Source organism: Snuella lapsa, assembly GCF_039539345.1.
Lineage (GTDB): Bacteria > Bacteroidota > Bacteroidia > Flavobacteriales > Flavobacteriaceae > Snuella > Snuella lapsa.
Genome location: NZ_BAABCY010000063.1, coordinates 20,730 through 35,189 on the forward strand (window position 1 = coordinate 20,730; position 14,460 = coordinate 35,189).

At 35.2% G+C, this 14,460-nt stretch carries 15 protein-coding genes; 5 read left to right on the forward strand and 10 right to left on the reverse strand.

The window, feature by feature from the left end; genetic code table 11:
• The first annotated feature begins 223 nt into the window (after positions 1-223).
• Positions 224-2,575, forward strand: coding sequence for a penicillin-binding protein 1C (gene pbpC / locus ABD792_RS11385; protein ID WP_345006167.1), 2,352 nt, complete (start codon positions 224-226; stop codon positions 2,573-2,575).
• A 3-nt stretch (positions 2,576-2,578) separates the two neighbouring features.
• Here pbpC and ABD792_RS11390 read toward each other — a convergent pair whose 3' ends face one another.
• The 3 genes from ABD792_RS11390 to ABD792_RS11400 form a co-directional block, all read right to left on the reverse strand.
• Positions 2,579-3,115 (reverse strand): YciI family protein, encoded by a 537-nt coding sequence (locus ABD792_RS11390; protein ID WP_345006168.1) that lies wholly within the window; start codon positions 3,113-3,115, stop codon positions 2,579-2,581.
• A 70-nt stretch (positions 3,116-3,185) separates the two neighbouring features.
• Entirely contained in the window at positions 3,186-3,653 is a 468-nt protein-coding gene (locus ABD792_RS11395) for a CYTH domain-containing protein (RefSeq protein ID WP_345006169.1), read from the reverse strand.
• Positions 3,634-4,251, reverse strand: coding sequence for a DUF2238 domain-containing protein (locus ABD792_RS11400; RefSeq protein WP_345006171.1), 618 nt, complete (start codon positions 4,249-4,251; stop codon positions 3,634-3,636). The genes ABD792_RS11395 and ABD792_RS11400 overlap by 20 nt, the downstream gene beginning before the upstream one ends.
• A 205-nt stretch (positions 4,252-4,456) precedes the next feature.
• Between ABD792_RS11400 and dinB the strand changes: the two genes are divergently transcribed.
• Entirely contained in the window at positions 4,457-5,554 is a 1,098-nt protein-coding gene (gene dinB, locus ABD792_RS11405; RefSeq protein WP_345006172.1) for a DNA polymerase IV, read from the forward strand.
• 1 nt (position 5,555) lies between these two features.
• Here the strand turns inward: dinB and ABD792_RS11410 are convergent, their stop codons facing one another.
• The 7 genes from ABD792_RS11410 to ABD792_RS11440 form a co-directional block, all read right to left on the reverse strand.
• Complete coding sequence (locus tag ABD792_RS11410; protein ID WP_345006173.1) at positions 5,556-5,948, reverse strand: hypothetical protein; 393 nt, start codon at positions 5,946-5,948, stop codon at positions 5,556-5,558.
• 237 nt (positions 5,949-6,185) lie between these two features.
• Positions 6,186-6,962 carry an HAD-IIA family hydrolase gene (locus ABD792_RS11415; protein ID WP_345006175.1) on the reverse strand — a complete coding sequence of 259 codons (777 nt, stop codon included), beginning with the start codon at positions 6,960-6,962 and terminating at the stop codon, positions 6,186-6,188.
• A 482-nt stretch (positions 6,963-7,444) separates the two neighbouring features.
• Positions 7,445-8,887 (reverse strand): pyruvate kinase, encoded by a 1,443-nt coding sequence (gene pyk, locus ABD792_RS11420; RefSeq protein WP_345006176.1) that lies wholly within the window; start codon positions 8,885-8,887, stop codon positions 7,445-7,447.
• Complete coding sequence (locus ABD792_RS11425) at positions 8,887-9,372, reverse strand: IPExxxVDY family protein (RefSeq protein ID WP_345006177.1); 486 nt, start codon at positions 9,370-9,372, stop codon at positions 8,887-8,889. The genes pyk and ABD792_RS11425 overlap by 1 nt, the downstream gene beginning before the upstream one ends.
• Positions 9,373-9,491: 119 nt before the next feature.
• Positions 9,492-10,232, reverse strand: a complete 741-nt coding sequence (gene rnc / locus ABD792_RS11430; protein ID WP_345006178.1) for a ribonuclease III — start codon at positions 10,230-10,232, stop codon at positions 9,492-9,494.
• A gap of 99 nt (positions 10,233-10,331) precedes the next feature.
• Complete coding sequence (fabF, locus tag ABD792_RS11435; protein ID WP_345006181.1) at positions 10,332-11,582, reverse strand: beta-ketoacyl-ACP synthase II; 1,251 nt, start codon at positions 11,580-11,582, stop codon at positions 10,332-10,334.
• 12 nt (positions 11,583-11,594) lie between these two features.
• Positions 11,595-11,828 carry an acyl carrier protein gene (locus ABD792_RS11440; RefSeq protein ID WP_007647141.1) on the reverse strand — a complete coding sequence of 78 codons (234 nt, stop codon included), beginning with the start codon at positions 11,826-11,828 and terminating at the stop codon, positions 11,595-11,597.
• Between the two features lie 260 nt (positions 11,829-12,088).
• Between ABD792_RS11440 and purN the strand changes: the two genes are divergently transcribed.
• From purN to ABD792_RS11455, 3 genes are all read left to right on the forward strand, one after another.
• Positions 12,089-12,661, forward strand: a complete 573-nt coding sequence (gene purN, locus ABD792_RS11445) for a phosphoribosylglycinamide formyltransferase (RefSeq protein WP_345006193.1) — start codon at positions 12,089-12,091, stop codon at positions 12,659-12,661.
• Between the two features lie 27 nt (positions 12,662-12,688).
• Positions 12,689-13,330, forward strand: coding sequence for a ribonuclease H1 domain-containing protein (locus tag ABD792_RS11450; protein WP_345006194.1), 642 nt, complete (start codon positions 12,689-12,691; stop codon positions 13,328-13,330).
• Between the two features lie 114 nt (positions 13,331-13,444).
• Complete coding sequence (locus ABD792_RS11455) at positions 13,445-14,371, forward strand: PfkB family carbohydrate kinase (protein ID WP_345006195.1); 927 nt, start codon at positions 13,445-13,447, stop codon at positions 14,369-14,371.
• The last annotated feature ends 89 nt before the right edge of the window (positions 14,372-14,460 follow it).

The window sequence follows — 14,460 nt, forward strand, 5'->3', positions numbered from 1 at the left end:
AAAAGTATTCCTTCCCTTTTATGGGAAGGTGTCCACAGGGCGAAAGGGTTAAAAACTAAACCATAAGCAACAAAATCCATAACCACAAGTATCTTGAAGAAATCGCCAGTAATTTTAAAGAATGAACCTCTTCAACTCTACCCCAAGCTATTGGAATAGAGACACTCCTCCTTGGTAAGAAGGAGAATTGGTAAACAAATCAAAGACGGAAGTGTAAAAAAGCATGAACAAAATACAATCCCGCATAAGGCAGCATAAGATAAAATTGGTAGTAATTACCTTGGTTTTAATTGCTTATTATTTTTGTTTACCCAACCCATTGTTTAAAACACCTACTGCTACGGTCATTACAAGTTCCAACAACACCTTATTAGGTGCAAAAATTGCTATTGATGGCCAATGGCGTTTTCCTCACAATGACAGTATTCCTGAAAAATTTAAACAAAGTGTTCTCTTATTTGAGGATGCCTATTTTTACAGACACCCAGGGTTTAACCCCATATCCATCTGTAAAGCGTTTTCTCAAAACTTACGATCGGGTTCTATTAAACGTGGTGGAAGCACACTCACCCAGCAGGTCATTAGACTAGCACGTAAAGGGCAACCAAGAACGTATTTTGAAAAATTAAAGGAAATTATTTTAGCAACACGACTGGAGCTTTCTACTTCTAAGGATAACATATTGGCTCTTTACAGTAGTAACGCTCCTTTTGGAGGGAATGTTATTGGTCTTGATGCTGCATCATGGCGTTATTTTAATAGAAGTCCATATAATCTGTCATGGGCTGAAAGTGCTACGTTAGCCGTATTACCCAATGCACCCAGTTTAATATATCCCGGTAAAAATCAGAAACGTCTTTTAACGAAAAGAAATCGTTTACTAAAAAAATTGCTACAAAATAATGTTATCGATTCCCTGACATATCGTTTATCTATTGCCGAACAATTACCCCAAAAGCCCTACCCTCTTCCGGAAATAACACCTCATTTACTACAGAAAATAGCACAAACGCATCATGGAAAACGATTAAAAACAACTATTAATATACAATTACAAGAACACATAAATTACCTTGTTAAAACCCATTACAATCAATTAAGCGAGAATGAAATTTTTAATGCCGCTGTTTTGGTTTTAGACGTTAAATCAAGAAAAATTTTAGCCTATGTTGGCAATACGCCAACACATATGCTTCATCAAAAAGACGTGGACATTATAGACAAACCCCGCAGTACGGGTAGTATCCTTAAGCCCTTTTTATATGCTGCTATGTTAGACGCTGGCGATATACTACCCAATACTTTGGTTGCCGACGTACCAACACAATTTGGAAACTACAATCCCAAAAACTTCTCTAACGATTATGACGGTGCCATCACTGCAAGCAGAGCTTTATCACGTTCATTAAATGTCCCAGCGGTAAGAATGCTCCAGGAATTTGGACTGGACAAGTTTTACCATTATTTAAGTGCTTTACATTTAAAAGATTTAAAATACAATGCCAATCATTATGGTTTATCTCTTATCTTGGGTGGTGCCGAAAGTAATCTATGGGACCTATGTAAAAGTTATGCTGCTTTGTCTTCTACCTTAAATCATTTTTCGGAAACCTCTGGCAGATATTATACCAATGAATTTTGTGATCCAATTTTTATTGAAGACACCTCTATAAACTTTGGAGAAATAATAGCAGAAAAACCACTTTTTGACGCTGCCTCTGTTTATTTAACTTATGAAAGTTTAAAGGAAGTAAACCGCCCAGAAGGAGACGAAAGTTGGGAGTTTTTTGATGGTTCTAAGCAAATAGCCTGGAAAACGGGCACTAGTTTTGGTTTTCGCGATGCATGGGCCATAGGAACCACCAAGGACTATGTGGTAGGCGTATGGGTTGGCAATGCCGACGGAGAAGGGCGCCCAGGGCTAGTAGGTATAGAAACCGCTGCTCCAATTTTATTTGATGTATTCGATCTGTTACCAAATAGTGAATGGTTTTCTAAACCTTTTGACGAGATGCAAGAGATTAAAGTTTGTAAGTTGAGCGGCTACAGGGCTTCACAATTTTGTGACACCACTGAAGACACCTTCGTCCAAACAAGCGGATTAAAAACTAAGCCCTGTCCCTTCCACAAACTTATCCACTTAGACAAAACCGAGACACATCAAGTAAACTCCTCTTGTGAATCAATAGATAATATTACACATAAATCTTGGTTTGTATTGCCTCCATTAATGGCTCACTTTTACAAAACCAAAAACCCATTTTATAAACCGCTACCAAAATTTAGAATTGATTGCTTGCAAGATAATGCTGTTTCTATGGAATTTATCTATCCAAAAGAAAATAATTCCATCTTTCTACCTAAGGAGTTTGATGGTAAAACAAACGATTTAGTCCTTAAGATAGCACATTCTAAGCCTGAGTTAACGGTGTTTTGGTACCTAGATGCAACCTTTATGGGAAGCACAAAAGATATTCATGAATTTTCCATGATCCCAAAACCCGGAAATCACACCATTACGGTTGTTGATGAATTTGGGAATGAAGCCAAAAGACATATAACCATTTCGGAATAATGGTTAGCGCAAAGGGAACCCTTTAGCTGCCCACCAAGGATGTATTTCAATTATCAGGCGTTTTGCTTTTACCATCGGATCGGCATTAGCCAAGCTATCTGCCATTTTTAATGTTGGCACATTGTAAATAGTCATCCCCCGAATATCGCCATCGTCTCCAAAAGGCCCTGAAATATCGGCATAACCAAGCTCATACATTTTTGTTAAGTGCTCTAAATGCGCTTCTTGTAACATGGCAGCTTCTTCTTCATTTTGAGATCGTATAGGTCCTTTTTTTAAAAATGCTATAAAATACTGCTGCATTAAAATTGTATCTTTTGTAGTTTCGTCCACATAATCAAAAAACTTAAATCCTTTCGTTTTAAGTTCTGCCTTTATTTCTTTGATCGTTTTTTCGACAGGTACTTCCTCAATGATTTCGACAAGTGTATCCACTACAGATTCCACAGTCTCGTTCTCTTGTGAATCGACTACTTTAGGTTCTTGTTTACAAGCTAATAATAGACCAATTAATACGTAAAATGCTAATATTTTCTTCATCTGTATAAATTTAATTAGTATGGTATTTATCGAAACTATTTCAAAATATTCTATACAACTCTTGTAATTTTTACCAAGTATTAAAGGGTTGTTTGATTAGTTGGGAATTGTAGTACTGTACTTGGCCTGTAACTTCTTCGCCTAACCAAACAGGTTTCTCAAAAGTATCGGTTATAGCATTCAATTCGATCTCGGCAACTACCAACCCTTCATTATCTCCATAAAACTCATCTACTTCAAAAACATGGTCTCCTACTTTTACCTCATATCGCATTTTATCAATAACGCCTGGTTCACATAATTTAAAAAGTAATTCGGCATCCTTTTGGGATATCTCTTTTTCCCATTCAAATCGTGATAACCCATCGGCTGAAGAAATACCTTTTACCGTTATGTACCCTACTTCTCCCTTTAACCTTACACGCACTGTACGCTCTTTGTGGGTATTTAAAAAGCCTTGAATGATTCTTGTTTTTTTTAATGCTTTGCTTTTAAAAGCATCAGAAATTACTAAAAATTTACGTTCTATTTCTATCAATTGTCAATAATTTTAATTGTTTATCATGGTATTTACCTAGAAAAGCCAATGCCATTATTGCTCCAACGGTGGCATATAACATATCTGACTGCGTATCCCAAATATATCCTTGGGTACCAAGAAAAGAATCGCCTCCTTCTCCTGTTGATAAAGAGACACCCCATTCAATAAATTCGTAAGCAGCACTAATTGCCAAAGCAATACAAACAACAATAAAATTCAGCCATTTATAATTGTTTACCACCTGTTTTCTAACAAGCACCTCTCTGGTAATCATTGCAGGTACAAAGCCTTGTGCAAAATGACCTAGCTTATCGTAATTATTCCTTTGCTGGTTAAAGACTTCCTGTATCCAATCAAAAAGAGGTACCTCTGCATAAGTATAATGCCCTCCAACAATTAAAATTGTACAATGGATAAAAATAAGTGAATATATCAGGTTTGTAAATCTGAACCTTTTAAAACTAAAGACTAAAACCAAAATTCCCAGAATAGCTGGTAAAACTTCTAAAAACCATGTGAAATAATCGTAGGGTCCAATTGAAGACCAGACAAATAATAAGCAGAGCAACGCCAAAAGCGAGTAAATTAATTTCATGATTTCATTCGTTTAAACTTTTGTAGTTGTTTGATAATAAATTAATTACAAAACCGAGAACGTATGCAACCGCTACGCTCTCTCATTAAAAATTTAAACATTCCCTTTTGTGAAAAAGTGCTTAAATTTTATTAATGTTCGTTTCACACCTTAATAGTATCTCATCCAAAGATATCTTATTTTTGAAACATTCAAGTTTAAAAAAGTGTCTAACAATCTCCACATACGAAAAATTATCCATGTTGATATGGATGCATTTTATGCTTCTGTAGAACAAATGGACAATCCCGATCTTAAGGGAAAACCCATAGCTGTTGGAGGTGGAGGCAAACGGGGTGTAATAAGTGCAGCCAGTTATGAAGCCAGAAAATTTGGTGTAAAAAGCGCCATGTCTGGTAATTTAGCTTCTAAACTATGTCCACATCTTATTTTTGTAAAACCTCGTTTTGAACGCTATCATGACATCTCAAAAAAAATAAGACGTATTTTCTTTGAGTATACCGATTTGGTCGAACCTTTATCATTGGATGAAGCATATTTGGATGTTACCCACAACAAAAAAGGGAATCCTAGTGCTTCACTTATTGCTAAAGAAATACGGGAACGCATTTTAAATGAAGTAGGACTAACAGCTTCTGCTGGTATTTCCATCAATAAATTTATAGCCAAAGTTGCCAGCGATTACAATAAACCCAATGGACAAAAAACCGTAAATCCAGAAGAAGTCATTACTTTTTTGGAGCAACTAGACATTCGGAAATTCTACGGCGTTGGTAAGGTAACCGCCGAAAAAATGTATCAATTAGGCATCTTTACGGGAAATGATTTAAAATCTAAATCCATTGAATTTCTAAACGATCACTTTGGGAAATCAGGAAGGTACTATTATTATGTTGTTAGGGGCATACATACCAGTGAGGTAAAACCAAATAGAATACGTAAATCACTAGCAGCCGAACGCACTTTCAAGGAAAACCTTTCCAGTGAAATATTTATGCTGGAAAAATTAGATCACATAGCAGACGAAGTATCTCGTCGATTAATAAAAAGTAAGGTTTCTGGGAAAACAGTAACTTTAAAAATTAAGTATAGTGACTTCACCCTCCAAACCCGAAGTAAGACCCTTCCTTATTTTATAAGCGATAAGGAACTTATTTTTGAAACTGCCAAAGAGTTATTATACCAAGAAAAACTTAATAACTCGGTACGATTATTAGGCATTTCTCTTTCCAATTTAAATACCGAACCCAAGAAAAAGCCAGAACAAAATAGTGTAAGCGTTCAGTTAAAGTTTGAGTTTTAAATTAATTTGATAGCTTTTTCATTTTTACCGATTCAAACTGCATTAAATATAAAAAACCTAATTCATCTATCTCGTAATGTGCTTGATAGTTAAACTTTTTATCATTAAAATAATAAAAAACGGTTTCTTCTTTTGTTTCATACTTAGCTTCAGATATACCAGAAGGTCTTGTAAAAACCACCTCTCCATTGGATTTGAATTCATATACACTTCCATTTTCAACTGGTTCCCAAACACCTAATACATCATATTGATTGTCTGGATCGTAAATATCATCTATAAACTCAACAACTTGCCATGTTCCTATAATAGCTTCATCTATAATAACTGTACCTCCCTTAGAACATGAAAGCAACGTAGAGCAAAAAACAAAAATCCACATTATTTTTTTCATAGCATTTTCTTTAACCATATTACAAATATAAGAAAAATCTTATGATTATAAAATTCTCATTTGTGTCAACAATCTAAGTTTCAGGAAGGCTTTATAAGGTTCAAATTATCACTAAAAATTAATATAACTTGATACTTTGAGCAAAGTATTAACCCAAAATTAAAAACTTCTCTTTTTCTAAACTAGAATCTATCTTTTCATACAAGTGAAACAATAAAAAATTGAATCGTTTTATCCTTAATTTAAAATTGGTAAATCCATCAGGTCTTTGATACTTGATACAACCATATCTGGATGGTAAGCAAAACTATCAAGATCTTCAATATTGGTACCCCCAGAAAGAACTAGTACTGATTTATAACCCATTTCCACACCTCCAATAATATCTGTTTCCATGGTATCTCCTACCATGAATGTATTTTCGGTGCGAACACCTAATTCTTTTCTTGCTTCTCGAAACATAATAGGACTCGGCTTACCCATTGAAAAAGCTTTTTTCCCAGTTGCAGTTTCCAACATTGCAACGATAGCACCACATCCAGGTCTAATACCATCAGGAACAGGACAGTTGGGGTCTAGATTTGTTGCTATAAGTTTTGCCCCTTTCATAATCATTTTAGTCGCAGCCTCTATCATGTTCATATTAAATGACTTACCTTCTCCAACAATAACATAATCAGGATCCATATCGTTATTTGCAATATTATTATCATGAAGAGCATTCATAAGTCCTGAGTCTCCTATAACATAGGCACTACCATTAGGCTTTTGCTTGGAAATAAATCTGGCAGTAGCCGTTGCGCATGTAAAAACATTAGATTCTTCAACCTCTATACCCATTTTATTAAGTTTCAATTGAACGTCCCTTCTTGAACGCTGAGAATTGTTAGTAAGAAATAAAAAAGGTATTTTTTTTTCTTGAAGCCTTTTTATAAACACATCTGCCCCATCAATTAATTCTTTTCCCTTATAAATGACTCCATCCATGTCTAATAAAAATCCTGTATTCTCCATATATTTTTTTGTCAAAAATAAGTGTAGCATCCCTAACAAAAAACATCTATATTATCACATTTCTAAATAAAATTAACTTGAAATTCTGCTTTAAACTAATACCAATAGGGCTCATGTATTTAACTCTGACAAAGAAATCCACATAGCACACAACCTATTGCAAAACAAACTATTATCAAAAAATAACCATAAAATATTTTGTTCGTCTCATTTGGATCTAAAGGTCTAAAACCGAAATTGGGTTATTTTGATTCTCTTTTTCATGGAAATGACCATTTCACAACGGAAACCTCGACATAAGGCGTCGAAGTATATTCAATTATGAGAGTGGACTTTGGCTAGAAGTCTAAAGAAAAACATATCCCTTTTAAAAACAACTTTATGCTTCAAACTTCTAGCTAAAAGAATGACGCTTACAGAAACTAAAGTATCTGATCTAAAATAAACAGGGTTTAATTTTTACCTTTAAAGCTCTAAACAGGCTAAATATCACAAGTGTTGATTTCAGTAACTCGTAAAGTATTTACCATACCTTTTTCTTGAATAGGCATAGCTGCCAAACTGATTACCATATCACCTTCGTTCAAATAGCCTTCCTTACAAGCTATCGCATTTACATCTTCTATGGTTTCGTCTGTGCTTACAAATTTGTCATAATAAAATACCCGAACGCCCCAAAGCAAGCTTAAACGTGTTAAGATACGTTTATTAGAGGTAAAAACTAAAATATGGCATAGTGGTCTCCAAGCTGAAATTTGGAAAGCGGTATAGCCACTATTCGTTAAAGTAGAAATAGCTCTTGCATTTATCTCATTAGCCATATTTGCTGCATGGTAACAAATAGATTTTGTTATGTAACGATTTGTACGAATATGAGGTGGCAATTGAGGTACCTGAATAAGGTTCGAATTTTCTACACTTTCAAGGATACTGGCCATTTGTTTAATTACTTGTACTGGATAACTTCCAACAGAGGTTTCTCCTGAAAGCATTACGGCATCTGCTCCGTCCATAACAGAATTGGCTACATCATTCACTTCTGCTCTTGTAGGTGTTAAACTAGAAATCATCGTTTCCATCATTTGAGTAGCTATAATCACTGGGATTCTAGCCTTTTTTGCTCTTAACACCAATTGTTTTTGGATAAGTGGTACTTCTTGAGCCGGAACTTCAACTCCTAAATCTCCACGAGCAACCATTAACCCATCGCAATATGCTACAATCTTATCGATGTTAACGACAGCTTCTGGTTTTTCTATTTTAGCTATAATAGGAATTTTATGATCGCTATGTTCACTAATTAAGTCTCTAAGCTCCATTAAATCCTCTGCATGACGCACAAAAGATAAGGCTATCCAATCTACATCCTGACCAATAGCAAAAATGGCATCTTCAATATCTTTTTCGGTTAGCGCTGGTTGTGAAATATTGGTATTGGGCAAGTTTACCCCCTTTTTGGACTTTAATGGCCCGCCTTGAATAACGCGTGCCTTAACTTCACTTTTTTTATCTGTAGAAACAACTTCAAAAATAAGTTTTCCATCGTCTAAAAGAATACGCTCTCCTGGCTTGGCATCTTGAGGAAACCTGTCGTAGGTCATGTATACCCGTTCCTTAGTCCCTTCAAAACGTTCGCCCGTAGCAAATATTATCTCATCATTCTCACTAACAACAACTTCGTCCTTCATTACACCAACCCGCAATTTAGGCCCTTGTAAATCGGCTAAAATAGCTGCAGTATAACCATATTCATCATTTAATTCTCGTATTATTCTTATACGTTCTGTGACATCAGCATAATCGGCATGTGAAAAATTTATCCTGAAAACATTAACGCCCGCATCGAGCATTCCTTTTAAAATTTCTTTAGAGCTTGAGGCCGGACCTAAGGTGGCTACTATTTTAGTTTTTTTTGTTGTTGACATTAGTTAAAAATTAAATTGTCTTTAGATTTTAATTGATTTATATCAATACTATAAGCTGTGGCAATTTGGGGAATTTTTAATATTGCACTTAAAATATACTTTTCTTTACTATAATTAAATTCACTCTCTATTTTTAAAAAATAGTTAACCCTTTTATATTCGGGCACCAAACAGTATGTGTTTGTTATTTTTTCTTGCATATCAAATAACGACCCGCTACCTATTGTTTGATACGCTTCAATCTTACAAACATTAGAAATCAAACTCCATGTTGTAAGCTGTTTTTCATCTTCCCACTCAAAAATGGAAAACGATGATGCGCCATTATTAAAGTCGATGTCTGTTGGTTTTCTTGAGAGCTTTACATCCAGATCCCTGTTAAGGAGGTAGGCCAATCGATAATCCTCAATTGTACAGTGAATTGCAATTAAAGCATATTGCTCTTCCTCAAAAACATCCTCAAGAATTAGCTTATGAACAGCCATAACTTAAATTAAACGCCGTAAATATAACATTTAAATTATTGGTCTTGATATGTTTTACGTAATCTTAAGAATAAAATACAACTAAAACGTTATAGTTCATTTCTTTTGGAAAAAGAAACTTACAGCATCTTGGATATCTTTTTCTGAAATGCAAAAAAAGCACGCTTGGAGGCCTTTTCCTCTGCTTTTTTCTTTGAAGTTGCCCTTGCCTTGGCAACTATTTTATTATCTATGGATAGTTTAACCGAAAAATGCCTAACGTCATCATTTCCTGTATCTTCGTATACATTGTAATTAAACGTTTTCTTTTCTTTTTGGCACCACTCTATTAGGAGACTTTTATAACTAATAACCTTTCCTTCAAGCTTTTCTATATCTACATAAGGAATGATAACACGGTCGTAAATAAATTTTTCACAATATTTATAGCCTCTGTCTAAAAAGATGGCACCTATTAAAGCTTCGAATAAATTGCCATGAATATTGTCTCCAAATTGACCTGATGGTATTTTACTTTGTACCAAATCAATCAAGCTTAACTCCTTTCCTAATTCATTTAAATGTTCCCTACTAACTACTTTGGATCGCATTTTGGTTAAGTAGCCCTCATCTCCTCCAGGTACTTCGAGGTATAAATGAGAAGCAATAACGGCTCCAAGCATAGCATCTCCCAGAAACTCCAATCGTTCATAGTTGATAGCGTTTCCTTGCTTATCTCTTATGTTCATAGAACGATGCGTGAAAGCTGTTTGGTAAAACTTAACATGCTTTGGCTTAAACTGTAGGACTTTAGTTAATGCCATAAAAAAATTCCCGTTGCGTTTAAAACGGGAATTTAATATGTTGCGAATGTATTTCATCTGATATTGTAATACCTTATTTTAATGTCAGATGCATTAAACCATGTTTCATTTTACTTGAAGATTTAAATTACCACTATGGTTTATTTCATTCGAAATTTAATCTAGTTTTTTGAACAATACACAGGCGTTATGTCCACCAAATCCGAATGTATTACTCATTGCTACTTTAATATCTCGCTCTTGAGCTTTATTCAATGTTAAATTCAACTCAGGGTCTATCTTTTCGTCTACCACTTCATGATTAATGGTTGGAGGAACAATACCATGTTCCATCGCCAATATTGTAGAAATGGCCTCAATAGCACCTGCTGCTCCCAACAAATGCCCAGTCATGGACTTGGTTGAATTAATATTTATATGCTTTGCGTGATCTCCAAATACTTCCGATATAGCTTTAAGTTCAGCAACATCACCTAAAGGTGTAGATGTACCATGCGTATTAATATGATCCACATCCTCTGGGTTAAGCCCTGCATTCTCCAAGCAATTTTTCATAACTGCTATAACACCTATTCCATCTGGGTGAGGTGCCGTCATATGATGCGCATCAGAAGACAAACCGCCTCCTAAAAACTCAGCATAAATTTTCGCGCCTCTGGCTTTAGCATGCTCATATTCTTCAAGAACCAATGCACCTGCACCTTCTCCTAAAACAAAACCATCTCTAGTAGCATCAAACGGACGAGATGCTGTTTCTGGGCTTTCGTTTCTAGTTGATAATGCATGCATTGCGTTAAAGCCACCCATACCAGCTATAGTAACCGCAGCTTCACTTCCTCCAGTAACTATCACATCACAATGCCCTAATCGTATTGAATTAAGAGCATCGAACATGGCATTAGCAGATGAAGCACATGCTGAAACGGTCGTATAATTTGGCCCCATAAAGCCATACTTTATAGAGATGTTCGCTGGTGCAATATCAGCAATCATTTTAGGAATAAAAAACGGGTTAAACCTTGGAGTTCCGTCTCCGTCAGCAAAATTTAAAACTTCTTGCTGAAACGTTTCTAAACCTCCAATTCCTGCCCCCCATATAACACCAACACGCAATTTATTTACCGCATCCAGATCTATTTTGGCATCGGCAATGGCTTCATCGGCTGCAACCATAGCGTATTGCGCAAACTTATCCATTTTACGAGCCTCTTTTCTATCTAGAAAATCGGTTGCATTAAAGTTTTTTAATTCGCAAGCGAATTTCGTTTTAAACTTTTCGGTGTCATAATATGTTATAGGCGCAGCACCGCTTTTACCACTAATCAGACCTTCCCAATATTCTTCTTTGGTGTTTCCAATAGGTGTTAAAGCGCCCAATCCTGTGACTACAACTCGCTTTAATTCCATAAAGTATCGTGCTTATTTTGCAGCCTCTATATATGAAATAGCTTGACCAACTGTTGCGATGTTTTCTGCTTGGTCGTCAGGAATTTGAATATCAAATTCTTTTTCGAATTCCATGATTAACTCTACAGTATCTAATGAGTCTGCTCCTAAATCGTTTGTGAAGCTTGCTTCAGTAACAACTTCGTTCTCATCAACTCCCAATTTGTCTACGATAATCGCTTTTACTCTTGATGCAATGTCTGACATAATCTTTAAATTTAAGTTTTAATTAAGTGGCAAAAATAAAAAACTTTATTTTAAAACACACTTTTACTTTAAAAATGTGTTTGTAATTTACTAAAATTACTTTTAAGTATTTCAAATTTACCTTCTAATTGTTAATATTTATTCTTTTTTTTGTTTCAAATAATTAATGCTGCTCCTACGTAAACTGCATCTTTGTTTTTTACAAAGCTGCATGTCATAATTAACTTGAGACAGCTAACTTAAATTTATAAAAGCAACTAATGAAACGTATCGTGATTTTTGCATCTGGAAGTGGTACCAATGCTGAAAACTTAATCAAGTTTTTTCAAAATAGCCAAAAAGCTTCTGTTGTTCAGGTTCTTACCAACAACCCGCAGGCCAAAGTATTAGATCGTTGTAAAACTTTAAAGGTTAGCGCTCTGTCTTTTAACAACATTGCCTTAAAGCAAACACCTGATGTACTCAATATATTAAAGGCATCGCAACCTGATCTTATTATATTGGCTGGTTTTTTGTGGAAATTTCCTGAAAACATCTTGAATGAATTCCCTAATAAAGTCATTAATATACACCCAGCTTTATTGCCTAAATACGGAGGTAAGGGCATGTATGGTATGCATGTACATAATGCCATTGTCGCCAATAATGAAAAAGAGACTGGCATTACCATACATTATGTAAATGAACATTACGACGAGGGAGCGATTATTTTTCAAGCAAAATGCACTGTTTTCCCTAATGATTCCGCTGAAGATGTTGCTGCTAAAATCCATGAATTGGAGATGGAACATTTCCCGAAGGTAGTTAATCAATTATTGTCCGAACAAGACTAAAAGATCATTTTTGACCAGACAAGTAAGGTGAGTAAGAAAAAGAAAAAATATTATACTGTTTGGAAAGGACATCATACAGGTGTTTTTGAATCCTGGAACGATTGCAAAGCACAAATTAAAAATTTTCAGGGAGCCCAGTACAAATCGTTTTCTACGTTTGAAGCTGCCAAAGCAGCCTTAAAAGGAAATTATAAAGATTATATAGGCAAAACCGCCTCTTTTAAAAGCGACCTAACTCCCGAACAACTAAAAAAAATAGGGCAACCCAATTACAACTCCATCTCGGTAGATGCTGCATCGAGTGGCAACCCAGGGGTAATGGAATACCGTGGTGTAGATACGAAAACAAAAAAGCAATTGTTTATTCAAGGGCCTTTTGAAGAAGGAACCAATAACATTGGAGAATTTTTAGCCATAGTACATGGGTTGGCATTTTTAAAAAAACACGATAGCGACCGTATTATTTACACCGACTCTAGGACAGCCATAAGTTGGGTGAAAAAGAAATCTTGCAATACAAAATTAGAGCGCAACGATAACAACAAATTACTTTTTGAATTAGTTGACAGAGCAGTAAATTGGTTGAAAAAAAACACCTACACTACGGTCATTGTTAAATGGGAGACTAAGGCTTGGGGAGAAATCCCTGCTGATTTTGGAAGGAAATAAAACGTGTTATACACTAACAATTCATTACTAAATAAGAATTTACATTCCTAAAAATATTCTTGAATTAGTAGTCAAAAGACGTATATTTGCAAAAAAATTATCGCTTCTTTTTATATGAGCAAATTAGTAATAGTTGGCACCGTAGCATTTGATGCTATAGAAACGCCTTTCGGGAAAACCGACAAAATTCTTGGTGGTGCTGCTACTTACATTGGTTTGTCGGCTTCACAATTTAGCCCAGATGCTTCTATAATCTCTATAGTAGGTGGTGACTTTCCTCAAAAACATTTAGATTTATTATCTAACAAGAACATAGACATCTCAGGTATTCAAATTGTAAAGGAAGGTAAAACATTCTTTTGGAGCGGACGCTACCATAACGACATGAATTCCAGGGATACATTAGCAACAGAATTAAATACACTTGCCGATTTTAACCCAGTTGTTCCAAAAAATTACAAGAACGCCGAAATAGTCATGTTAGGAAACTTACATCCTATCGTCCAATCTAATGTTTTAGACCAAATGGAAACAAAACCTAAATTGGTTGTTTTGGACACCATGAACTTTTGGATGGATACTGCTTTAAATGACTTACATAATATTATAAAACGTGTGGATGTTATAAGCATAAACGATGAAGAAGCCAGACAACTAACCGAAGAGTATTCTTTGGCGGTTGCGGCAAGAAAAATTCAGGCTATGGGTCCCAAATATGTAGTTATTAAAAAAGGAGAACACGGTGCTTTGCTATTTCATAACGAGAATGTATTTTACGCACCAGCACTACCTCTAGAAGAGGTTTTTGACCCAACAGGAGCTGGGGACACTTTTGCTGGAGGATTTGTAGGTTATCTTGCAAAAACTGGGGATTTCTCTTTTGAGAACATGAAAAATGCTGTTATTTACGGATCAACACTTGCATCTTTTTGTGTCGAGAAGTTTGGCACCGAACGCATGGAAAATTTATCAAGCAACGAAGTCCATAAAAGGTTGTTAAAATTTAAACAGTTAACACAATTTGAAATAGAATTAACATAACCCAACGCGCTCTAAAATGAGTGCGTTTTTAATTTAAATAAAACCCAGAGATGAGGTTGCTTATTTTTGGTATTAAAAAATTATATTTC

Bases quoted from the DNA above. Each gene is read 5' to 3' on its own strand.
- pbpC (WP_345006167.1), top strand. From the start codon at position 224: ATGAACAAAATACAATCCCGCATAAGGCAGCATAAGATAAAATTGGTA.
- ABD792_RS11390 (WP_345006168.1), bottom strand. From the start codon at position 3,115: ATGAAGAAAATATTAGCATTTTACGTATTAATTGGTCTATTATTAGCT.
- ABD792_RS11400 (WP_345006171.1), bottom strand. From the start codon at position 4,251: ATGAAATTAATTTACTCGCTTTTGGCGTTGCTCTGCTTATTATTTGTC.
- ABD792_RS11410 (WP_345006173.1), bottom strand. From the start codon at position 5,948: ATGAAAAAAATAATGTGGATTTTTGTTTTTTGCTCTACGTTGCTTTCA.
- ABD792_RS11415 (WP_345006175.1), bottom strand. From the start codon at position 6,962: ATGGAGAATACAGGATTTTTATTAGACATGGATGGAGTCATTTATAAG.
- pyk (WP_345006176.1), bottom strand. From the start codon at position 8,887: ATGTCAACAACAAAAAAAACTAAAATAGTAGCCACCTTAGGTCCGGCC.
- ABD792_RS11425 (WP_345006177.1), bottom strand. From the start codon at position 9,372: ATGGCTGTTCATAAGCTAATTCTTGAGGATGTTTTTGAGGAAGAGCAA.
- rnc (WP_345006178.1), bottom strand. From the start codon at position 10,232: ATGAAATACATTCGCAACATATTAAATTCCCGTTTTAAACGCAACGGG.
- fabF (WP_345006181.1), bottom strand. From the start codon at position 11,582: ATGGAATTAAAGCGAGTTGTAGTCACAGGATTGGGCGCTTTAACACCT.
- ABD792_RS11440 (WP_007647141.1), bottom strand. From the start codon at position 11,828: ATGTCAGACATTGCATCAAGAGTAAAAGCGATTATCGTAGACAAATTG.
- purN (WP_345006193.1), top strand. From the start codon at position 12,089: ATGAAACGTATCGTGATTTTTGCATCTGGAAGTGGTACCAATGCTGAA.
- ABD792_RS11455 (WP_345006195.1), top strand. From the start codon at position 13,445: ATGAGCAAATTAGTAATAGTTGGCACCGTAGCATTTGATGCTATAGAA.